Origin of the sequence: Pseudoalteromonas neustonica (assembly GCF_001653135.1) — a bacterium.
In the GTDB taxonomy this organism is placed as follows: Bacteria; Pseudomonadota; Gammaproteobacteria; order Enterobacterales; family Alteromonadaceae; genus Pseudoalteromonas; species Pseudoalteromonas neustonica.
Map to the genome: position 1 here is coordinate 18,657 of NZ_BDDS01000002.1, position 24,201 is coordinate 42,857.

The 24,201-nt window shown below is 40.6% G+C and carries 17 protein-coding genes; 15 read left to right on the forward strand and 2 right to left on the reverse strand.

Features of this window, described 5'->3' with window-relative positions:
* The first annotated feature begins 69 nt into the window (after window positions 1-69).
* The 11 genes from A7967_RS03400 to A7967_RS22185 all read left to right on the forward strand — a co-directional run bounded on the left by A7967_RS03400 (window position 70) and on the right by A7967_RS22185 (window position 18,947).
* Window positions 70-1,113 (forward strand): alkene reductase, encoded by a 1,044-nt coding sequence (locus A7967_RS03400; protein ID WP_054204776.1) that lies wholly within the window; start codon window positions 70-72, stop codon window positions 1,111-1,113.
* A 131-nt stretch (window positions 1,114-1,244) separates the two neighbouring features.
* A complete protein-coding gene (locus A7967_RS03405) occupies window positions 1,245-3,272 on the forward strand; it encodes an EAL domain-containing protein (RefSeq protein WP_054204775.1) in 2,028 nt (675 codons plus the stop codon).
* A gap of 265 nt (window positions 3,273-3,537) precedes the next feature.
* Window positions 3,538-5,907 (forward strand): TonB-dependent receptor domain-containing protein, encoded by a 2,370-nt coding sequence (locus tag A7967_RS03410; RefSeq protein ID WP_054204774.1) that lies wholly within the window; start codon window positions 3,538-3,540, stop codon window positions 5,905-5,907.
* 59 nt (window positions 5,908-5,966) lie between these two features.
* Entirely contained in the window at window positions 5,967-7,094 is a 1,128-nt protein-coding gene (locus A7967_RS03415; protein WP_099458963.1) for an alkaline phosphatase family protein, read from the forward strand.
* 38 nt (window positions 7,095-7,132) lie between these two features.
* Window positions 7,133-8,167, forward strand: coding sequence for an alkaline phosphatase D family protein (locus A7967_RS03420; protein ID WP_419761254.1), 1,035 nt, complete (start codon window positions 7,133-7,135; stop codon window positions 8,165-8,167).
* A gap of 145 nt (window positions 8,168-8,312) precedes the next feature.
* Window positions 8,313-11,639: an exodeoxyribonuclease V subunit gamma gene (gene recC, locus A7967_RS03425; RefSeq protein WP_054204772.1), complete on the forward strand. Its 3,327-nt coding sequence runs from the start codon at window positions 8,313-8,315 to the stop codon at window positions 11,637-11,639.
* Window positions 11,626-15,255, forward strand: a complete 3,630-nt coding sequence (gene recB / locus A7967_RS03430; protein ID WP_054204771.1) for an exodeoxyribonuclease V subunit beta — start codon at window positions 11,626-11,628, stop codon at window positions 15,253-15,255. The genes recC and recB overlap by 14 nt, the downstream gene beginning before the upstream one ends.
* Entirely contained in the window at window positions 15,252-17,204 is a 1,953-nt protein-coding gene (recD, locus tag A7967_RS03435) for an exodeoxyribonuclease V subunit alpha (RefSeq protein WP_054204770.1), read from the forward strand. The genes recB and recD overlap by 4 nt, the downstream gene beginning before the upstream one ends.
* 149 nt (window positions 17,205-17,353) lie before the next feature.
* Window positions 17,354-17,692 (forward strand): hypothetical protein, encoded by a 339-nt coding sequence (locus tag A7967_RS03440; RefSeq protein ID WP_054204769.1) that lies wholly within the window; start codon window positions 17,354-17,356, stop codon window positions 17,690-17,692.
* Between the two features lie 140 nt (window positions 17,693-17,832).
* Window positions 17,833-18,390 carry a GNAT family N-acetyltransferase gene (locus A7967_RS03445; RefSeq protein WP_064435390.1) on the forward strand — a complete coding sequence of 186 codons (558 nt, stop codon included), beginning with the start codon at window positions 17,833-17,835 and terminating at the stop codon, window positions 18,388-18,390.
* A gap of 281 nt (window positions 18,391-18,671) precedes the next feature.
* Window positions 18,672-18,947, forward strand: coding sequence for a GNAT family N-acetyltransferase (locus tag A7967_RS22185; RefSeq protein ID WP_231659010.1), 276 nt, complete (start codon window positions 18,672-18,674; stop codon window positions 18,945-18,947).
* 571 nt (window positions 18,948-19,518) lie between these two features.
* Here A7967_RS22185 and A7967_RS03455 read toward each other — a convergent pair.
* Both A7967_RS03455 and A7967_RS03460 read right to left on the reverse strand, forming a co-directional pair.
* Entirely contained in the window at window positions 19,519-20,145 is a 627-nt protein-coding gene (locus tag A7967_RS03455; RefSeq protein WP_054204766.1) for a trimeric intracellular cation channel family protein, read from the reverse strand.
* Between the two features lie 53 nt (window positions 20,146-20,198).
* The gene (locus A7967_RS03460) at window positions 20,199-21,533 is read right to left on the reverse strand and encodes an amidohydrolase (RefSeq protein WP_054204765.1); all 1,335 of its coding nucleotides are present in this window, start codon (window positions 21,531-21,533) and stop codon (window positions 20,199-20,201) included.
* A 51-nt stretch (window positions 21,534-21,584) separates the two neighbouring features.
* Here A7967_RS03460 and A7967_RS03465 point away from each other — a divergent pair, with 51 nt between their 5' ends.
* From A7967_RS03465 to A7967_RS03480, 4 genes are all read left to right on the forward strand, one after another.
* A complete protein-coding gene (locus A7967_RS03465; RefSeq protein ID WP_054204764.1) occupies window positions 21,585-22,262 on the forward strand; it encodes a Crp/Fnr family transcriptional regulator in 678 nt (225 codons plus the stop codon).
* A gap of 64 nt (window positions 22,263-22,326) precedes the next feature.
* The gene (locus A7967_RS03470) at window positions 22,327-22,746 is read left to right on the forward strand and encodes a hypothetical protein (RefSeq protein ID WP_054204763.1); all 420 of its coding nucleotides are present in this window, start codon (window positions 22,327-22,329) and stop codon (window positions 22,744-22,746) included.
* 88 nt (window positions 22,747-22,834) lie between these two features.
* Window positions 22,835-23,338, forward strand: a complete 504-nt coding sequence (locus A7967_RS03475; protein WP_054204762.1) for an Mpo1 family 2-hydroxy fatty acid dioxygenase — start codon at window positions 22,835-22,837, stop codon at window positions 23,336-23,338.
* Window positions 23,339-23,375: 37 nt separating this feature from the next.
* Entirely contained in the window at window positions 23,376-24,167 is a 792-nt protein-coding gene (locus A7967_RS03480) for an SDR family oxidoreductase (protein ID WP_054204761.1), read from the forward strand.
* Window positions 24,168-24,201 lie beyond the last annotated feature (34 nt).

The window sequence follows — 24,201 nt, forward strand, 5'->3', positions numbered from 1 at the left end:
AAAAAAGGGTTGAATATTTATGTGCACGCCCTTATCTTGAATGTACACTCAAGATAAGGATTAACAATAATGACGACTGAATTACTGCTTCCGTTTAAACTAAACAGCACAATAGAATTAAAAAACCGTATATTAATGGCGCCACTAACGCGTTGTATGGCAGATGAAAACTTAGTACCAACTCAAGCTATGGTTGAATATTACGCACGCCGTGCCGAAGCTGGTTTGATTATCAGCGAGGCGACTATTATTCGCCCTGACGCACAAGGCTACCCAAATACACCGGGGTTATTTACAAGTGAACAAATTCAAGGTTGGCAAAAAGTAACTGATGCTGTGCATACAAATGGCGGTAAAATTTTTGCTCAGCTTTGGCATGTTGGCCGTGTGGCACATCCGCATTTTTTTGATGGAGAAGTGCTAGCCCCATCTGCAATTGGTATTGAAGGGTCTGTACCACGAATGCGTGAACTGACGTATCAAACTCCAAAAGCAGCGACGGCTGAAGATATTCAATCATTGATAGCAGATTATGCAAAGGCCGCTGAAAATGCAGTTGAAGCTGGATTTGACGGTGTAGAGATACATGGTGCGAATGGTTATTTGATTGATCAGTTTTTACATTATGCGGCCAATGAGCGTGAAGACGAATACGGTCAAACACCAGAGAATATGTCGCGTTTTGCGCTTGACGTTGTTGATGCAGTTATAAGTGCTATAGGGACAGATAAAACGGCATTACGTTTATCGCCGGGAGCTTACTTTAATATGAGTGAAGATAATCGCGATAAAGCAGTATTTGATTATTTGTTAGCGCAATTAAACACGCGCCAGTTAGCTTATTTACATGGTGGTATTTTCGACGATAGCATGCGTTTTGCAAGTCTTGAAGATATGACAACATCTGAGTACCTTAGAGCTAATTATAGTGGCACATTGGTTGGTGTTGGTAGCTATAGCTTCGAGAGTGCAAAAGATGCGATTGAAGAAAATAGATTTGATCTCATCGCAATCGGGCGTCCGTTTATAGCTAATCCAGACTACGTCAGTAGGATTTCTCAAGGTAAAGAGTTGGTTGCATATGATGATGCAATGCTAGCAGAACTAATATAAACATTTTGGCGTAACGAAGGTTACGCTACCTTAATACAAAATGATGATTTTACACGTGTGAAATCAATCATTCGCCTTTTTTTTATTAAATACTTTATACTCTCTTTAATAACCAGTTTAGAGAACGTAAATTGTTGGCTATAAAGCACATTAATGGCGTATTTACGCAGTTTGCTCATTCACGCTATATATTATCATTGCGCGAAGCGTTTATTGCGTTGCTCCCATATTTTGTGTGTTCTGCATTAGCCATTTTAGTGCTTAATGTTGCGGTAAATTTTTCGTTCATAACATCAGCCGACTTTATCTACAAGACGGTACAGCAAAGCTCTCTCGTTATTTTAACCTTATTCCCTGTTATGGTTGTTATTTCTGTTGGTTACCATCTTTCTAAAAACCTAGGTAACAGCGCCGTTGTTGGTAGTATATTAGGACTGGTCACATTTTCCATTCATAGTGATTTTTTAATTTTTTCAGATGGTATTTTTACGGTAGATGGTACAGGTGCCTCAGCTTATGCGGTGTTGGTTCCTTCATTAAGCAGTTATTTGTTGATGCTAGGGCGTAGGTTTATACCTATGTCATTTTTTGATTTACCACTACTGAGTGAGTTTTTAAAAGAAAAACTGTTACTTATTTTACCTTTTGCATTTGCTTTTTTCGCATTATTTTTGATCCTCCCAATCATAGAAAGCGTTGTGCATTACGTCGTAGTATATTTAGTCCCAGTGGATAGCCAAAGTAGTGTGGCGTTACAACTATTTAACCGAATGCTTATAATACATGGCTTTTGGTTCTTCGGTGTGCATGGTGACAATGTGTATTCTATGATGTTTGAACAAACATTTATTAGCAAAGATATTTTCCCAGGCTTGTCGGCACAAACCTTTTACGATACTTTTGTGTTGATTGGTGGCACTGGAGGTTTTATAGGATTAATTGTTGCCTCGTTCTTTTTGGCCAAGGGGAGTCATGAAAAGAATATAGCGCGCATATCACTCCCTTTTTCATTGTTTAATTTTTGCGAAATAATTTTATTTGCGCTACCAATTTTTTTAAATCCATTGTTACTGATCCCGTTTATTTTAGTCCCTTGTTTTAACTTTGTGGTTAGCTATGCAATGATTTCAGCGGGCGCGGTGGGTTACCAAGATGTCAGTATTAGCTGGATGACACCCACTATAATCAATGGCAGTATGGTCGGTACAGATTTGGTTGCGCCTATTTTACAAGTATTTTTAATTATCTGTAACGCATGTATTTATTACCCATTTTTACGTTTAAGCAGTGAGCGAAATAACTACCAATTAGCGTTTAATAAATTGAGTAGTAAACTTAATATGAGTGAACGCTTTGCGGCTAAATCTGAGCAACGCTTTATAGAGCAGCAACGCCAAAGTAGTGTTTCTTCTGCGCATTTAACACACGTTTTAAATACCATATCACAGTCACGCTTAGCGCTTTATTATCAGCCTCAAATAGATATACAAACAGGTCATGTAAATGGCTACGAAGGATTATTAAGATTAATAAAAAGAGATGGTTCGATCACCGGGCCTTACTTTCTAGATACGCTAGTCGCACATAAACAAACAGACATAATAGACCGTTGGGTGATTGAGCAAGCCCACCGAGATTTAATGCAATGGAGCAATGTTGGGTTTAAACCAACAATTAGTATTAACGTTAATCCAGACGTATTAACGAATAAATCTATGATCAATAAAATATGTGATTTATTTATCGATTTTCCTGATCAACTAAAAATTGAAATCGTTGAATCTAGCTACTTAACTCAGCAAACACTTGTAACAGAACATATTGAAAAGCTGAGGGAAAATAATATAGAAACGGTACTTGATGATTTTGGTACAGGTTATTCAAGCTTATCTATGCTTGCTAATCTTCCTGTGAAGCATGTAAAACTAGATAGGCAATTTTTATTACAATGTGAGCAACCCGCAGGGCGAGTGTTATATCAACAAGTGACTCAGATATTTGCAAAGCTTGGCTTTTCTGTTGTTGCAGAAGGGATTGAAACAGAAGCTGAGTTAGCGTGGGTTAAAAGTTTAGGGATCGAAACGGCACAAGGGTGGTTATACGCCCCCGCATTACCTAAAAATGAGGCTCAGCATTTTGTGCCAAAGCCGATTGAATAGGGCGTGTTTATTTTTGAAGTAGAATTTCAGCTCTGTGTTTGGTTTTTACTTAAGCAACTTGATTGTAAACTTTACGCTACGATGCAATCGCTCCTAGATTGAAGCAGTTTTAAGAATTAAAGCTCAAAACGCCCCACCTTCTTTATTTATGCCATAAATAAGACACACTAGTTTCATTTTTTCGTAAGATAAACGCCCCTTTTTTGTCATCAAGCATCGCCATACTGTTCCCGCATACACAATAACAATTGCAAATGGGACAATAATGCGCACTCTTACTAAAAAAACATCTCTTAGCTTGGCACTTGCTTTAGCTTTTTCTTCAATGGGTTATGCAAATGAGGCTGAGATTGAAGAGATCACCGTCGTCGCAAAACCGACCAGTTATGCCAATAATGTAATTGAACCTGCTATGCTAGAGCAGCAAAGCTCAGTATCAAGCGTTTTGTCAGTGATTGATAATTTGCCGGGGATCAGCATTAACGAAGGCGATGCATTCGGTGGTGATGATTGGTCAACCACGATCACAATGCGTGGCTTTAGTATTGACGGCAACCAACAACAATTGGGTATGACGATTGATGGTATTCCAAATGGTGGGTCTAATTATGGTGGTGGTGCAAAAGCGAACCGTTACCTTGATAGCGAAAACTTAGCGACAGTAGAAGTCGGCCAAGGGACGTCAGATATTGCCTCGGCGTCATTAGAAGCGCTAGGCGGTACGTTTAATTTTGTGAGTAAAGATCCAACCCTTGAGCGCAATACGACTTTTGCTTATACGCAAGGAGATCACAATGCGACGCGCTTTTATATAAAGCATGACACAGGGACCTTGTTCGATAATACCCAAGCTTACGCTAGTTATTCACAAACAAATACCAGCCGCTGGATAGGTGATGGCAGCAATGGTGGTAAAGATAACCAGCACGGCGAAATAAAGTTTGTATCAAACTTTTCAGCACTGACAGTGACAGGGCGTTTATCTTACGACGATGTAAGTGAAACAAACTATAACAGTGTGAGTTTAAAGCAATTTGCACAGACACCAGATTGGGATCAATTAACGTGGAATTGGACCGGTGTGCCGCATTTTGATCAAATGTTTGCAGAAGGTTGGGGCACATTACGTGAAAACACTTTAGGGTATGTAAAGTTTGAATATGCCATTTCACCGTCGTCATTACTCACAGTTAGCCCGTATTATCATAAAAACTCGGGACGCGGTGATTGGATCCCGCCTTATTTAACATCCCCTGTTGATACTGATGATAAGCCAACAACACAAGGCGGTAAAAATGCTGGGTCATACGGTTTTGCAGACAGTCAAGGTAACCCACTCACACCTGATGCAAACTGCAAAGAGACGCTAAGCTGGCCATGGGATTCAGGCACGGGTTTAAACCCTGCTTGTTATCCAGATACGGCCACACCTGTCATGTCATATCGACACACTCATTACAATAAAGACCGTTTAGGTCTTACTGCTGATTACAAGTTGACTTTGGGTATGCACGATATTGAAGCCGGTATATGGCTTGAGCAAACTGATCGTGATGAATCGCGTGATTGGCATAAAGTGATTGACGCGCGTATTTATCATCATTTTGATAGCACACCTTATTGGACTCAGTATAAAAATACTTTTGAAACAGATACTTTCAAGTGGTACATCCAAGACGCAATGACGGTGGGTGATTTCACATTTAATATTGGTGCCAAACAATATTTAGTCGAACTGCAGAAGTATGATCATTTTGAAGCAGTACGATCAGATAAAATAAACAGCGATTCAGATGTATTATTTAGTGCCGGCGCATTGTATCAACTAAACAATAGCACAGAGTTATTTGCAAGTTTTAGTGAGAATTTCTCGGCAATTAAAGACGGTGTACTTGAACGTGATGGTTCAACGCTAAATGAAATCAAACCAGAGACGGCCGAGAATATTGATTTTGGTGTGCGTTACAACGCGGATCGCTTAAGTTTAACTGCAACGGCTTATTCAATCGCATTTGATAATCGTATTACTTTTATAGCACCTGGTAGCGGTAGTGATGGCATCGATTACACAGTAGGGACGAATGGCTCATACATTAATGTTGGCGGCATTGACTCACAAGGTGTTGAGTTATCTGCAAGCTATATGCTGACAAATGAGTGGAACATTTATACCTCTTACACTAGTAATAGCTCAGAATACGCATCGCATGATCCAAGTGCTTATGATGCAAACGGGGTGATCCTTAAAGATGAAGATGGTAATGATGTGTCGCCAAGCTTTAAAAAAGGGGACGATGTAATTGATTCGCCAAGTGATATGTTTGTAATCTCTACAGACTACTACAGTGGGGATTTTCGTTTTGGTATATCAGCTAAGTACACAGGGGAACGCTTAGGTGCATTTTTAAATGAGCAAACTCGTGCTCGTAACAACGTTGATGGTTACACAGTACTAGATATCAATGCAGGCTATGCGGCAGACGTTAATGCAGGGCCATTTAAATCGATAGATATTGCTTTTGCTGTGACTAACGTGACTGATAAACAGTATTTATCTGGTGGTACAGGTAATGGCTCTACGTACTTTATTGGCGCACCGCGAACTGCAGCGCTGACATTTACAGCAACATTTTAATACCTAAATTCAAGATAATAAGAAACCCATCAATGATGGGTTTTTCTATAAGGAATAATATGAAACGTATCATATCGCTGTATTTGTTCATTGCATGCGTTGTTGTCAGTAAGGGGATCTACGCCAGTGATAATGTCGTGCTGGTAACGCTTGATGGTGTGCGCTGGCAAGAAGTGTTTAATGGCGCAGATGAAAAGCTCATCAACAATACTGATTTTGTTAAAAACCCAGAGCAATTAAATAAAATGTTTTGGCACAAAGAGCCCCGCATTCGCCAAAAATTGTTAATGCCATTCATTACCCAGCAGGTTGCTAAACAAGGGGTGATCATCGGTGATAGAAATAATGGCTCGAGGATGTCGGTCGCTAACCCATGGTATTTTTCATACCCTGGGTATAACGAAATTCTAACTGGGAGTGTTGACGAAGAGATCAACAGTAACGATAAAGTTGTCAATCCTAATAAAACAATTTTAGAGTTATTACATCACCAACCTAAATATAAAAACAAAACGGCCTTATTTGGTAGCTGGGATGTATTTCCGTTTATTGTCAATGCAAAGCGCAGTGGTGTTTATGTTAATGCTGGGTTTATGCCAATTGACGATGATTTATTTGCTGACGCAGCCCTATTAAATGCGTTACAAAAAGAGATCCCAAGTCCATGGCACAATGTACGATTAGATAGCTTTACGTATCGTTTTGCTAAAGCCTACATGCTGGCTAAAAAACCAAAACTATTGGTGATTAGTTTAGGTGAAACGGATGATTTTGCGCACGATGGTCATTATGATCACTATCTAAAATCTGCAAAGCAAAGTGATGCGTTTATACAGGATTTATGGCAAACCATTCAGTCAACCCCAGGCTATCAAAACAATACAACGCTTATTATTACCACAGATCATGGTCGTGGCAGTAACGCTAATGATTGGCAACATCACAGTTCAAAACAAGCAATGGCGCAATCTGAGCAAGGTAAAAAAGCATTTCCTGAAGGAATTGTTGGTTCAGAACACATTTGGCTTGCAGCCATAGGCCCAGATATTAAACGCCAAGGGTTATTAAAAACCACAACGCAGCTTAAGCAAAAACAAATAGCAGCCACAATTTTAAAAGTGCTTGGCCAAAACCCGTATCGTATAAACCCAACTATGGCAGATGCAATTGATGAGGTATTAAAATGAAGCAACTAGCTAAGGCGGTTGTGTTGCTGAGTGTATTTATGAGTTTTACAGTATTGAGTAATACGGCAAAGCTAGTAATGCAAAACACACCACAAAAAATATTGTTTGGTTCGTGTGGGCATCAAGACAAAGACATTCCTATTTTTGATGCTATTAATAAAGAAGAGGGAGATCTGTTTATTTTTTTAGGTGATAACATTTATGGTGATACTAACGACATGACAGTATTAGCCGATAAATACCAGCGATTAGGCGCAAAATCAGGGTTTAAAACCTTAACAGCTAAAACGCCGATAATAGCCATGTGGGACGATCATGATTACGGGCAAAATGATGCAGGTAAAGAATACCCGCACAAAGAAGCATCTCGTCAAATCATGCTTGATTTTTGGCAAGAGCCAGCAGGTTCAAAACGCCGAACACGCCCTGACGGGATTTATACATCGTATATGTACGGCGCAGGGGATCAAACAATTCAGGTTATCATGCCAGATTTACGTTGGAACCGTGATGCGTTAAACCATGTTAGTGAACTTGAATATTACACAAAGCGTAAATTAGCCAATCAAGGACCTTACAGTCCTTCGACAGTTAAAAATGCATCTATGCTTGGCGAAACACAATGGCAATGGCTTGAGAAGGAGCTAATAAAGCCCGCGAAGATAAAAATAATAGCCTCAAGTTTGCAGCTTTTACCTGATTTTACAGGGTGGGAGTCATGGGCTAATTTTCCAAACGACCGCGCGCGTTTATTTACGTTGATTAAAAAGCATAAAGTAAATGGTGTGATCATCATCAGTGGCGACACCCACTGGGGAGAGATATCTCAATATACCGAGCAACTAGATTACCCGTTAACTGAAATGACCAGCTCAGGGTTAACAGAAAAATGGAAAGATGTGAGCCCAAATAAACACCGCGTTGGGGATTATACACACGAAGTAAATTACGGCGATTTAAGTATTGATTGGCTAAAAGCTGATCCCGTTATTTCGCTGAGCTTAAAAGGTATTGAGGGCAAAGTGATAATGCAAAGTCAATTTTCATTGTCGAGTATTAGCCCTTATAAATAAGTAAGTTCGCACAGTGCGACAATGCTCTGTGCGTTTAAATTTAAAGCTAACCACCTGATTTATTAATGCCAATTTGCGACAATGGCTACCCCTGTAATTGAAAATATCTTACACTGTTTTTATCTCAAGCAAGGACAGTGTCGCAATGCTAAATATTATTCAATCTAATCGTATGGAAGCACTCCAAGCGCAGTTTCATCACCTTTTAAGCGTTAACCCATTACAAAGCCCATTCGATAAAGAAGTGGTGTTGGTGCAATCGCCGGGTATGTCGCAGTGGCTTAAAATTGGCTTAAGCGAAAGTTTAGGAGTGGCGGCACAGGTAGACTTTCCGCTGCCGTCGAGTTTTATTTGGCAGTTGTATCAGCAATTATTGCCTAATGTACCAAAAGAGTCGGCTTTTAATAAGCCAAACCTTGCGTGGAAGCTGTTTGCCATTTTACCTAATTGCATAGATGAGCCATTATATTTACCGCTCAAAACCTATTTAGAAGGTGACATGGATGGTCAAAAAACCTTTGCCTTATGCGAAAAAATAGCCGATGTGTATGACCAATACTTAATGTATCGACCGCACTGGATTGCCACATGGGATAGTGGTAAAGATGAGCTTGACGATGTTGATGTCGGTATTGCGCCGTGGCAGCCTGATCTGTGGCGAAAAATTGTTGCGCAAAGCAAAGCGCTTGATCAAAGCCAATTTCATCGTGCGAATATGCAGGGACAGTTACTAGCCGCGCTTGAAAAAATGGACAGCCGTTTATTACCAAAGCGGATTAGCTTATTTGGTATTTCTGCAATTGCCAGTTCACAGCTCGACGTGTTTGATGCATTGAGTAAAAAAACCGAGGTTTTTTTATTCTTCTTTAATCCCAGTGAGCATTACTGGGGCGATATTATTGATGAAAAAACGGCGGCAAAAATTGCAGCTAAATATGCAAAAATGCCCCTGCTCGAAGCACAGCAAAAAAAGCATACCCAACCAGATGAAGATTATTATTTTATCGGCAACCCCTTGCTTTCATCGTGGGGAAAGCTGGGTCGCGATTATTTTGAGCAACTCATTCAACGCGATGCCCGTTGGATAGATGGCTTTATAGACGTATTTGACAACACCTTACTTGGGCAAGTACAAAGTGAAATTTACCAGCTCGCATTTAAAGGTGAATCGCTCACTGATAATAAAGCGTGGTTTATAAACAACGAAGGTAAGTTGCCCGTTAGCACCAGCGACACCAGTATAACATTGAGTGATTGTCACACCCCGCTCAGAGAAGTTGAGCGACTGCACGATTATCTGCTTAATTTATTTAGTCAAAACCCTGCGCTGACACCAAAAGATATCATTGTAATGATGCCTGATGTAGGCACTTATAGCCCCTACATTGAAGCTGTATTTGGTGGCGCACAAGGTAGCCGATTTATTCCATATGCGCTTGCCGATTTAGCCATAGAGCAAGAAAAACCCGTACTCAGTTCATTTGCCAGTTTAGCTAATTTACCGTTTTCGCGCTTTGGCGTGTCAGATATTCTAGATTTATTACAAGTAACTCAAATAGCTGAAAAGTTCGCTGTCGAGCCGCATGAGTATGAGCAAATTCAATATTGGCTTGAGCGAGTAGGAGTGAAATGGGGGATTGATGCGCAGCACAAACACAGCTTTGACTTGCCAGCTATTGATTTAAATACCTGGCAACATGGCCTAAATCGCTTATTACTGGGTATTGCGCAGCGAGATGAACAGTGCCCATTTAATGGAATATACAGTGCTGATGAAGTCGAAGGCATGGCGCTGGATACACTTAATAAATTAGTGCACTTTATTGATGTACTTCAGCGTTTTAAAGTATTACTTACCCCTGATGATACATTAACCAACAAAGCCCATATTCTTAATGAATTGCTTGCGAGTATTTACGAAAGTGAAAGTGACGACAGCTGGGATTTACTGGTGTTACAAAGTGTTCTTGAGTCATTGCAAAAGCACCATGAAAATGGTGATTACACGAACAATGTTTCGCAGCGGATAGTGAGCTACTTAATTAAGCAAGGCATACAAGAAAAAGGCGTAGGCCAGCGGTTTTTAGTAGGCCAAGTAAACTTTTGTACATTAATGCCGATGCGGGCTGTGCCTTTTAAAGTGGTGTGCATGTTAGGGTTAAATGACGCCGACTACCCGCGGTCAGTGCAACCGATTGGTTTTGATTTAGTACCTTACTCTAAAAAGCAAAAAGGTGACCGATCACGTAAATTGGATGATCGCTACCTGTTTTTAGAAGCGTTACTGAGCGCCCGCGATAATTTATATATGAGCTATATTGGTCGTTCGTGTTTTGATAACCAACCACGTATGCCATCAACCTTGGTCAGCGAGCTGTTAGAGTACATAGGCCGTAGTTTTGAATTTGACGAACCCTCAGCACACACATTGCCCGAGTGCTTGATCAGCAAACAGCATTTACAGCCATTTAATAGTCAGTATTATCAAGTGAATGCTGTTGGTGATGAAAATGCAGGCAAGAGTGTACTGTCAAATCACAGCTATAATCCTGTATGGCTACCAGCCCAAGCAATTGCGCCACAGCCCGTTACAGCGCTTGATATTAGCCCGCCTGATGTGCTTGAACTGGACGCGTTTATTCGCAGTGTTTGTAACGCCCAAGAGAGTTTTTACCAACAAAGCTTAGGCCTGCGTTTACCGCAATTTAACGAAGTTGCCAAAGACGAAGAACCGTTTAGTTTAGATGCGTTAAGACGGTACTTTTATTTAGATGAAATACTCGAAGCCGCGATCTTTGAACAACCCCTGTGCCGTCAGCAAATATTGCAACGCGGTGAATTACCGCAAGCAAATGTGGGGGAGCTAATTTTTGAAAGCATGCAGCATCGTGTTGACGCACTTGCAGGACAGGTTAAAGAGCACATTAAAGGCGGAAATAACGAACCTATTGAAGTCGCGCTCATTCTAAATAATGGCAATACAGCGACTCAGTTACAAGGGTGGCTCAATCATGTTTATCAGCAAAAACAGGTGTTTTATCGCAGTGCCAGTATTAAAGCCAAAGACTTAATAAAAGGCTTTATTTATCATCTTGTAGCACAGTGTATGGATCAAGGTGTTGAAACCCTTTTATTGGGGCTTGATAAACAAATTAGCTTTGCACCTATAGATAAAGCCGACGCTTACCAATTATTGCAAGAGTGGTTTAGCTTGTATAGCGCACTGCGTAAAGAGCCCGTGGCGTTTTTTCCGGTCAGTGGTTATGAATACGTAAAAACAGGCGGCGATATTAACAAAGCAATCAGTAAGTTTAGCCCACAATACATAGGGCGCGGCGAGGGCGAAAACCCTTACATTCGCTTAACCACGCAGTCACTCACTGATTGCCAAGATGAATTTATACTTTGGAGCGATAAATTACTCGCCCCATTATTTGCACACGTAAAGGAGAGTGATTATGCAAGCGCTTAACCCACTCACAATGCCACTTGCCGGACAAAGCTTGATTGAAGCCAGTGCTGGTACTGGTAAAACCTACACAATCACAGGTTTATATTTACGCTATTTATTAGGAATGCAAATCGCGGATGACCCGCAATCTGCATTAAATACGCCTTTAAGTGTTGAGCAAATATTAGTAGTAACGTTTACTGATGCCGCCACCCAAGAAATAAAAGACCGAGTACGTTCACGCATTATCGCCGCCCGCGATGCATTACTTGGACAACACACCGATGACATGTTGATTAACGGTGTTATAGCCGTAATAGACGATAAACACCGTGCTTTTGATTTACTTGACGCTGCGGCTAAATCAATGGATGAGGCTGCCATATTTACCATTCATGGTTTTTGTCAGCGTATGTTAAAACAACATGCGTTTGAATCGGGGGTTGCTTTTAACCTAGAGTTTATTTTAGATGAACGCGACATATTACTTGAAACTATTAAAGATTTTTGGCGTGCTTTTGTATATCCACTCAATAAAGAAAAAACGGATGCCATTTTAGACATATTTGCCGCACCTGAATCGTTATTTAGTCAAGTCGCAAGTTTGCTTAATAAAGGCAATGCGCAGATCACCCCGCAAATAAAATTGGATGATGTGTGGCAAGCCCGCGAACACTATTTAGCAAAAGTGCCTAGCTTTAAAAAAGCATGCCTTGAAAGTGAATTTATAAATGCTGTTAAAAGCTCTGGTTTAAGTGGCTCAAAAACCCCCGCTCGAAAAGGTAGCCTAGCCGCACTTGAAGCATTTTGTATTGGTGATGACGAATTTTTTGAATTTGGTACAAGCAAATACTCATTTGAGGTGTGGAGTACAGATAATTTAAGTGATGTAAGTAATTATAAAAAAAATCAGCCTTTGTTTTCCCACCCGTTATTGATCCAATTTGATCAATTAGCGGCGCTCAATAACACGGTTAACTCAGGACTTGCCATTGCAATTGTTCAACATGCAGCAAGTTGGGTTAAAAAAGCCATTGTTAAACGTAAGCAAGAGCAAAGCGTTATTACCCCTGATGATTTACTAACAAATTTGCATGGCGCTCTAAATACAGAGCAGGGCGACGTACTGGCACAAAAAATTGCCCAGTTGTTCCCTGTAGCAATGATTGATGAGTTTCAAGATACGGATCCAATTCAGTATGGTATTTTTAGCCATATTTATGCGCAGGAAAATACCACATTTGCGATGATTGGCGACCCTAAACAAGCTATTTATGGCTTTAGGGGCGCAGATATTTTTACTTACATAGGCGCAAAACACGCTGTTGATGCACATCAGCAATTTACGTTAGGTACAAATTACCGTTCTAGCCACGATGTGGTCGAAAGTGTTAATCGTTTATTTAGTAAATACGATAATAGCTTTATTTATAATGACGCGATCCCGTTTAACCGTGTTGATGCACAAGGTAAGAAAGCCGAAAAATCATTTTTAATTGATGGACAACCAGCGACAGCATTTGAGTTTAGTGTATTTGTAGACACCGCTGCCGATGAAAAAAATAAACCGACTAACAAAGGGGTTGGGCAACATCACCTAGCGGCGCATTTTGCAAATAAAATAGTGTTGCTACTAACGCAGGCGCAAGAAGGGCGCGCATGCATAGGTAAAACGCCAATTACAGCCGCTGATATTTGTATTTTGGTGCGTGACCGTGTTGAAGCACAAATAATGAAAAAAGCACTAAGTGATGCCAAAATTGCTAGCGTGTACTTATCCCGTGAAAGTGTGTTTAGCCAAGAATTAAGCCATCATTTACTTAACTTTTTATCAGCGTTACATGGCCAGTATGATGAGTCACTTCTGCGAGGCGTGTTAGCAGGACCGCTATTTTGCCTAAGTTATAACGATATTTATGCATTGGCTGATGATGAAGCGCAATGGCAAGAGCACTTAAACTTTTTTGCGCAATTGAGTCTTATTTGGCACAAACAAGGCGCGATGGCGATGCTTGAACGGTTGTTAACGCATAATCAGCTCAGCGCCAAATGGCAAGGCTTAGGGTATAACGTTGAACGCTGGCTTACCGACTTTCGCCACTTAGGCGAAATACTTCAGCAAAAACAAATTGAGCTTGAAGGGACATTGCGTTTATTGCGCTGGTTTGCACAAAAGGTGAGTCAACAAGACGGTGAAGCGGTTCAAGTTCGTCTTGAAAGCGACGCTAATTTAGTAAAAATAGTCACTATGCATGCGTCAAAAGGGCTTGAATATCCACTGGTCTTTATGCCTTTTGCAAGCGGTTACCGCGAAACAAAAGACGCGCTTTATCATAAAGAGGGTCAACTCATTTATGATTTAAGTAAAAATGACGATGCGTTACAAGAAGCTGAAAAAGAGCGCCTAGCGGAAGATTTACGCTTGTTATATGTGGCATTAACACGCGCTGTTCATTATTGTGCAATTGGTATGTACAACTTAGGGCAAGGGCAAAGCAGTCGTTTGGCCATTCAAAGTAGCTCATTAGGGCATGTACTATTTGCCGGGCTTGATATAACGAGCAGTTTAGTGTGGCGGACACATTTAAATGAGTTTTGCGAACAAAATAGCGCGATGCACTATGCGCAATTTACCAGTGAAGAACTACAAACACAGGGCACACTGACGCTTTTATCAAGCGAGCTTGAAGGGCAAACACTTGAAGTAAACCATGTTCGTGCAACCATAGAGCGTGATTGGCGAGCAACCAGCTTTAGTGCATTGAGTTTTAAAAAGCATAGCGACCACATTGCCCCAGGGCGCAGTGATGAAGATCATGAAACAGACGACTTTGCATCGCAGCTACTTGATGCGCAAACTGAGATTCAATCACCGTATAGTTTTCCTAAAGGGGCAAAACCAGGTAGTTGTTTACATGAAATTTTTGAGCAAATTGATTTTACTAGCCCAGAGCAGCACCCGTTAAATGATGAGCAAGATTTAGCGCAAGTAGTCGCGCGCAGCTTAGATAAATACCATATTAGCGAGCAGTGGCAACATACCACTGAACAATGGATACTCAATGCGTTAAATTGCCCGCTTAACAACACTGGGTTAAGTTTAAGCACGTTGTCACCAAACCAATGCCTTGTAGAAATGGAGTTTAACTTACCGCTTAGTAGTTTAAGTGCAAAAAGTTTAAACGAGGTCCTCATTAAGCACTTTGGTTTTACCCAAAGCAGGCTTGATTTTTATCATGTAAAAGGGTTACTCAAAGGCTTTGTCGATTTAATTTTTTGCCATAACGAGCAGTATTATATTTTAGATTACAAATCAAATTACTTAGGCAGTGAACCCAGTGATTATGAGCAAGACTCGCTTGAGCAAGCGATGAGGAGCCACCAATACCATTTACAGTACTTAATATACACGGTGGCATTGCATCGACTCCTCAAACAGCGTATTGCCAATTATTCGATTGAAACGCATTTAGGCGGCGTATATTACACCTTCTTGCGAGGCATGAGTGACGGCAAAGGCGTGTATTTTAAAAAGCTTACAACCGAGCAAGTACTTATTCTTGATGGGCTTTTCAGTCAAGGTACGTTACAAGCTAATGTGAATAATCAAGTCGCCAGTGAAGGAGAGCAGCTATGAGTCAACTGACTACTGAACGTTCAAGCGCTGAGGTGCAAACAGTCCCCCTACTTGATTACTTATTAGATGAAAATCGTATTCGTATGGTCGATATAAAACTGGCAGATTTACTGTGTGATGCGATACAAGAGCAGGGTAAAACAGATGCGTATTATCTTATTTTGTTATTGTGCTTATCTGGGCAAAGTCAGCACAGCTGCCTAGATCTAACAGGTATTGACTGGCGAAACCCATTTAATTTACGCCAAAGTGACTTTACCAAACTAGCGGGAACAATCCCTGATCGAGTCAGCCCATTTAGTGACGACTTCACTACAGAATCTGCTTTACAGTGCCTGCAAAATCATCAAAGTGTCGGCGATGATAAACCACTGAAATTACTTCAGCAGCGGCTATATTTTTCGCGTTTAGCAGGGTATGAACACACCTTAGCCTCACGTTTGCTAACACTGAGTGAACGTGAAATTGATATTGATAATCAGTCGCTTACTCGGCTACTCAGTGATTACTTTCCTATACAATCAGCACCCAAAGAGGGACTCGATTGGCAAAAAGTGGCCTGTGCAATGGCCGCTACCAAAGGCTTTAGTGTGATCACCGGCGGTCCTGGTACAGGTAAAACCACCACAGTCACCAAGCTACTGGCAATTTTACAATCGCTTTACCAAAGTGCGCCGCTGAGTATTAAGCTGGTGGCGCCTACAGGTAAAGCCGCCGCACGATTGAGCGAATCAATTTTAGGTGCAAAACAGCAGCTTAAAGATGTGATCCCCGCAGCTGTTGAGCCGCTTATCCCTGAAAGCGCGCAAACAATTCACCGTTTGCTCGGCGTAAAACCTTTTACGAATAAATTTAGGCATAATAGGAAAAACCCTTTGCACTTAGATGTGTTGATCATTGATGAAGCGTCGATGGTTGATTTATCGCTAATGGCAAAGTTAATTGAAGCCTTACCAAATCACGCGCGCTTAATTTTACTAGGTGACAAAGATCAGTTAGCCTCCGTTGATACCGGCAGTGTTATGAGCGATTTATGCCAAGGTTTAGTGCTTGGTCAAACACCAAACTACTCACAAGCGCGCTGCGCTGAATTAAATAATGTGTGTTTTGATAACGAACCACAATTAACTGGTGGCAAGAGTGAATTTAAATTGGCCGATTGCATTGCATTTTTACAGCACAGCTATCGTTTTACAGCGCAAAGTGGCATTGGTCAGTTGGCTTTGGCTGTTAATACCAATAACAGCGGTAAGCTTAAGTATGTAGAACAGGAGATTAATAGTGGCCAGTTTAATGATGTGATTTTAGATTATGACATAGTCAGTAAACCTGTTGAAAAGCTAGTACAAAGCGCTGCCAGTAAATACGCTCATTACCTTACGCTGATAAAAGAGCAGGCAAGCCCTGTCGAGATCCATAAAGCATTTGCAAGTTATCAGCTTTTAGCCGCAGTGCGCGAGGGCGATTATGGTGTTAATACATTAAATCAGCGTATTGAAAAGCAACTACATCTCCAAGGGCTGATCAATGTACACCCAAATCAACGGCATTACGTGGGTATGCCCATTATGATTGCGCAAAATGACTACCAACTTAAGCTATTTAACGGCGATATTGGTATTTTACTTTTGGATGAAAGTGAGCAACTCAAAGCGGTATTTATTGATGAGCAAGGAAATCAACGCGCATTTTCACCTGCCAGACTCCCAGCCCACGATAAAGTATATGTAATGACGATTCATAAATCACAAGGATCTGAGTTTGCTTACACCGCCATGGTCCTGCCGCCAGAGAACCAAGCCACAGCGGGTATTAACCGTCAACTAGTTTATACCGGCATCACCCGCGCTAAAAACACCTTCGAGCTGGTGGCCGACAAAAAAGTACTGCTCAAAGCCATGGCTAAATCAGTGAGTCGGGCATCAGGGTTGTATGAGCGGTTAAAGTAAAGCGGTAAATTTGGCTCGCGTTGAATTGATAGCTTAAGAACCTGCTTTAGCTGTGATTGTGCGATGTTTAATTTATTGAGTTAAAGGGCTTGCTAGAATGCTTATTATCCGGTGAATTTATCATTTTTAAGTTATTTTTAAAGGAGTATGTGCTTATCAAAATTTTAGGCTGGTTTTCAATAGTTATTGCAATTCTTGCTTTGGCACCAAGTTTTGTACCAGGGGCAATGTCATTATTCGCTTTTTACCTATCTCTGGTGATGTTAGTTACCTCAATAGCAACAATTAAGCGCACTGGTGATTTTTACTTCAAAACGACCGCCATAGTAGTGTGTGTTGGGATGTTAATTATTAATGATTACATTCGTTTATTCGGTTCGTTTTCACACGCTACGTGGGGGGAGAAGCTTGGTATGTATGCTTTTTATATGGTCATTTATATTATTGGTTTTCTTAAAGTTAAAAGATGCTCGAAGCCAATAAAATAGGAACAAATTCAGAATTTGCATTGATGTTAAGTTGACCTTGCAGGTTAAGCTTTAGCTTAAAAACTTTCGGGATAAATCCGGACCTATAGCACAGCATAGCCTGTAGATGCTGGCTCGTTATATTTCATAGAGGGTATAAGATGAACTTCCCAGAGTTAGAAACATCTCGTTTAATGCTTACTCAGCTGTCAGGGGATGATAGTCAGGGTTTATTAGATATTTTTTCAGATAAAAGCGTCACTAAGTTCTACGATATAGACACTTATGATTCACTAGGGCAATCCTTAAAATTAATTGAATTCTTCAACAATCGCTTTATTGAAGGTGTGGGTATTCGTTGGGGCATTCGCAGAAAAGATACCGGAAAGTTAATTGGTACTTGCGGCTTTAATTCATGGAACCAAAAGATGAAAAATGCGGGGATAGGCTACGAGTTATCTTCCAAGCATTGGGGTTATGGCTATGCTACGCAAGCCTTGCACAAGATTATTGATTCGGCCTTTTCTGATCAGCTACCATTTGGTGAACTTTATAGAGTTCAAGCCGAGACTATGCTTGGTAATGGTGCGTCAGAATCTGTATTAAAAAAGCTTGGCTTTAAAGAGGAAGGTATCCGTAGGGCAAGTGGCTACTGGAAGAATGAATATCATGACTTAAAATGCTATGGATTATTGAAGCCTGAGTTTAGGGTCAGTTGACCTTTGCGGATTAAAATTCGTTCAACCGCGGGGCGAGGTTTGTAACCTAGTGGGCTAAGTAAAAACCGAGCAACAAAGAGTTGATTGTCCCTAGAAAGAACCCAGAGGGCAGCGCATGTTTGGCATTTATACTGCGTTATCGCCTATTTATGGGGAACAACCACACTACATAGGCGCTGCCTTGCCTAAATACCAAACATACTGCTGCAAAATCAATCACGAAAGGTCAACACGCCCTAGAGCAATCCTTAAAATTAATTGAATTCTTCAACAATCGCTTTATTGAAGGTGTGGGTATTCGTTGGGGCATTCACAGAAAAGATACCGGAAAGTTAATTGGTACTTGCGGCTTTAATTCATGGAATCAAAAGATGAAAAATGCGGGGATAGGCTACGAGTTATCTTCCAAGCATTGGGGTTATGGCTATACTACGCAAGCCTTGCACAAGATTATTGATTCGGCCTTTTCTGATCAGCTACCATTTGGTGAACTTTATAGGGTTCAAGCCGAGACTATACCCAAACCACCTCAAGATGCGAGTTTCAGTTGGAATTAAAAGCGATTTAGACAAGGCATTGATTGCAAGTAATAGTGGTTCTATTGTTAAAATCAATAACGCAGAATAAATCACTTTTAAACCAACCCTTTGGGCGTTTCACAGGGACTTACCCTCTGTGTTGTTACTTCTTAAAAGGGATGGCCATTCTTACAAAATAACGCCTTGATATTAAGCCCCTGTGAAACGCTGAATTCTGTATCTTGAGGTGGTTTGGGTATTTGTTTGGTAATGGTGCGTCAGAATCTGTATTAAAAAAGCTTGGCTTTAAAGAGGAAGGTATCCGTAGGGCAAGTGGCTACTGGAAGAATGAATATCATGACTTAAAATGCTATGAATTATTGAAGCCTGAGTTTAGGGTCTGTTGACCTTTGCGGATTAAAATTCGTTCAACCGCGGGGCGATTTAATCGCAGCGCGAGACAGTATCAAACAGGCTGCTGCAAATTCAACCTTGAAAGGTCAGCATACCCTAATAAAGGTAGCCAAAATAGAGTGAATTTATCATTTAAACATTCATTGGAATAAATCCCGACTTACAGATAGTCCATGCATTTTGATAGTCTTGCAAATTATTTTCTGGGCGTCCTTTTTCTAAATATATTAGGTTGCCAACCCCAATGCAGAGCACCTAGCCTTAAAAACACGGTGATGAATAATGAGCCCACAATACACCATATATAAGATACATTGAGTAAAAAGAATCCGGCGTAGGTCAAACCACCACAAAAACAGGCGGTTGAGTAAAGCTCATCGCGCATAACCAAGGGGACTTCTCGGCAAATAACATCACGCATTAAGCCGCCAAATATGCCAGTGGTCATACCCATAGTAATGGCGACTAACATGGTTGTGCCTTCAAGAAGAGATTTTTCAATACCGACAATGTTGAATATAGCCATGCCGATTGCGTCGACGAGGAGCATATAATAATTCGATACGTCAGGTAAGTGGCGAATAAATATAACAGCAATAAAAATTGCACCATATGTAGCGTATAAATAATCTGGTTGTGTTATCCAAAAAACGGGTTGGTTTAATAGCACATCACGAAGTGTACCACCGCCAAGTGCGGTAACGGAACCAACCACAACCACCCCAAAGCCACCAATGTTTTTTTCATGACCCATTAATGTCCCAGAGATTGCGAAAAAGGCGACCCCAATTAAACTTAAAAAATGAAAGTAGTCTGATGTCACTATGTGTCTCTTTTTCATTTATTAATAGTGCGAGATACTAACGGAGTAAAAATTTATTCTTCCTGAATATGCGTAACGTCATGCGTTTTTGCAAAAAAATCCACAACCAAGTTCGTCATTGCATTTACCCCTAATTGCAGGGCTTTTTCGTCGGCATAAAATTGTGGTGAATGGTTACTCGCTGCGCTTTTTGCATTTTTACCTTGTGGCGTTACACCTAAAAAGAAAAACAATCCAGGGGTCTCTAAGGCGTAATAACTAAAATCTTCGGCTCCTGTAATTAAATCCGTTGTAATAATATTGTCTGCACCAGCTACTTTTTCAAGTGTTGGGGTCATTAGTTGGGTAAGTTGAACATCATTAACTGTAACCGGATAGCCGTGGTTAATATGCACATCAGCTTTAGCGCCTGCTGATTCAGCAACAAGCTCAGCGGTTTTCACTAAACGTTTTTTAATATCGGCTCGCATCGTTTGGTCAAAAGTACGTATAGTACCAATGAGTTCAACACTATCAGGAATGATGTTTGAACGGACGCCACCGTTAATTGCACCAAACGAGATCACCGACGGCGCTTTTGTAACATCCACTTGGCGAGATGAAATAGTTTGGGTGGCCATAATGATTTGTGATGACGTTACAATCGGATCTACCCCATTCCACGGACGAGAACCATGAGTTTGGCGACCTTGTACGTTAATTGTGAATGAATCTTCACTGGCCATAAGGGGGCCTTCACGAAAGCCAATTTTACCTGTGTTAAGTGAACTGGTTACATGCAAGCCAAAGACAGCAGCTGGTTTTAGCTTAAATAAACCTTCTTTCAACATCAGCTCTGCGCCACCTTCTTCACCTTCAGGAGCGCCTTCTTCAGCTGGCTGAAATATAAAAAGTACATCACCGGCTAACGCATCTTGAATTTTAACGAGTGACTCGGCTACGGCCATTAAAATGGCGACATGGTTATCATGACCACAGGCGTGCATTACACCCACTTTATTACCACGGTAAGTTGAGGTTTGAGTAGATGCAAAGGGTAAGTCTACCAATTCAGTGACTGGTAGGGCATCCATATCAGCGCGCAATGCGACTAAAGGACCTTTTTTGCCACCTTTTAATTTGGCGACGACACCGGTGTGAGCAACGCCTGTTTGTACTTCAAGACCGAGTGATTTTAAGTGCTTAGTTATGTATTTTGCGGTTTCAAATTCCCGATTACTAAGCTCTGGGTATTGATGTAAATGACGGCGCCAAGTGATGACTTTTTCGCTAACACTGTGGTTGGCTTTTTTTAGTTTTTTGTTTATAACATCATTAAGATCGGCAGCCAAACATGGCGAGGATAAAGCACATAGCAATAAACTGCTGTAAATAATTTTGTGTAACATGACAATCCCTTTTATTATTTGTTGATTAACACCAATGTAGAGCAAAGTGCAATGAATGAACAGGATCGTGCGATAATCAATCAAGGGGGCTGGTTTAGTAGTCGATCAAATGAATTGCAACTCGCTTTATTATCGTCAGCAAAAATAATTGAATTAAATGCAGCTGATGCGCTTTTTCACCGAGGTGAGGCTAATAGTGGCTTATATGCGGTACTTGCCGGAGTTATGCGAGTTAGTGGCGTTAATGGTGAAGGTAAGGAGGCGGTGCTTAGTTTTATCGATCCTGCTATTTGGTTTGGTGAAGTTGCTCTATTTGATGGCGGACTACGTACGCATGATGTATATGCACAAACACAGGTTAGATTGCTGCATATACCACATCGCGCACTGATCCAATTGTTAGCACTAAACCCGATTTACTGGCATGATTTTGGTATATTGCTATCACAAAAAATACGGCTATTGTTTAGTTCACTCGAAGATCATGCGCTATTAACTGCACAGCAAAAAGTATGTAAACGTCTTGCTATGATGGCCGTAGCAGTGCCTTTAAGCAGCAATAAAGCAACGATTATGTTATCGCAGCAACAACTAGCAGATATGACCTATCTAACACGTCAAACAATTAATCAAATACTACAAATATTAAGCGAAAAAAAGCTTATTTCGTTGCACTATCAGCGTATTGAAATCCTTAATAAGAAAGAGTTGGCTTTACTAGCGCATTAATCCCTTTAAGTCTGTTGGCGTTAAACTTGCTTCGTAAATGCATACACTCAATGGATTTGAAATAATGACCTCACTTACTTTTAATAATCAGTACCGCACAGAGCCATATAGTGCACCCGTTCAAGTAAAAACTATTGCCCATCCTAAAGCGGCAACGACTTTGCCTGAGGTGGCAAATACTAGCCAACCTGATGCGGCAAGCCGGCTTAAAAATCCATCCTATGAAAAAAAATTTTTAGATGAAGCAAAAGAGACCCTTATTTATCAACGTTTAGGGGTCGATAAAGAAAAAATTGATGAGCTCAAAGCGGCCATTGAAAAATTGGCTGAGCAAATTCAAGAGCAAGGCGGTGATAGCAAAGATTTAGCTAAAAAAATGGAAGCGCTTCAAACGATGCTTGAACAAGAGTACCAAAAGGGCCGTGAGCTACAATCTAAGACACCGGATCACGATAAAGGGAAAATTATAAGCGCATTTGTGTAAAAGGAATTTTAAAATGTCGGGTAGCAGACATTGTTGCGTCATGTAAGGTGCTAAAGTTATGAGTAAGGCATTTTTATAGAGCAGCAGAATGAAAACACTTCAACAGCAATTAGGTAACTACGGCTTGTATCATCGTTCAAGACGAAATGTAATTACACATTTTTTTGGGATCCCATTAATTATTTTTGCGGTACTGTGCTTATTAGCGCGTATTCAGCTACCTTTTGCTGAGTATGTTATTAGTGGTGCCGATATTTTTGTATTGGCGAGTGTGATTTATTACTTAACGCTGAGTGTGTCATTGGGTTTGATAATGGCGGCTATTCTAATACTAATGACTATTGCAGCAGTGCCCATTGCGAGCCTCAGTTTAAATAGTTGGCTGATTATGAGTATCGGTACTTTTGTATTTGGCTGGGTACTACAGTTTATTGGCCATTATTATGAAGGCAAAAAACCGGCTTTTGTTGATGATTTAATTGGATTGATAATCGGACCGTTATTTGTGTTAGTTGAAGCACTTTTTCTACTTGGATTATACCAAGAGCTAGAGCAGCAGATCAGCGATATAGCGGGTCCTACAAAACCTTAATAATCAAAACCATAATAATTAAAATCATAGGTAGAATATGAACTTTCATAATAAGACTGTGTGGATCACCGGTGCATCATCAGGAATTGGTAAAGAATTAGCAATACAATTTGCAAACTTAGGCGCTAATATAATTTTATCAGCAAGAAGTACCGATAAGCTCAAGCAACTTTGTGATCAATTACCGCCAGGGCAGCATAAAGTGATCCCACTTGATTTATCACAGCCTGAGCAGGTACTTGAATATGTAACAACTAACATGGCTGATATTGGTAAAGTTGACATTTTAATTAATAATGGTGGTGTATCGCAGCGTAGTTTATTTTTAGAAAATGACTTTGCCGTGTATCGCCAACTTATGGAAGTTAATTACTTTGGTTTAATTGCGCTTACAAAAGCGGTGTTACCAAGTATGGTTGTTCAAGGTAGCGGCTCTGTAGTGTCGATAAGTAGTGTGGCGGGTAAAGTAGGCTCTAAATTTAGAACGGGTTACTCAGGCTCTAAATACGCAGTTGTTGGGTTTATGGATTGCCTGCGAGCAGAAGTTGCCGATAAAAATATTCATTGCTTGACGATTTGCCCGGGCTCGATAAAAACCGCGATTGCTCATAACTCACTTAATGAGTATGGAGTTGCACAAAATAAAGCAGAAGAGTCAATTGAAAATGGCATGGATGTAACCGCTGCGGTAAAGCAGATGATTAGTGCCATAGCCAAACGTAAAGATGAAGTCGTTGTTGGAGAGGGGATCAGTGGCTGGGCTCCAACCATTAAGCGTTTCTTTCCAGGCTTTTTTAACCGTATGACAGCGAAAAAGAACTACCGATAAAAGACGAGTAAACACATTGTTTACTCGTATAACC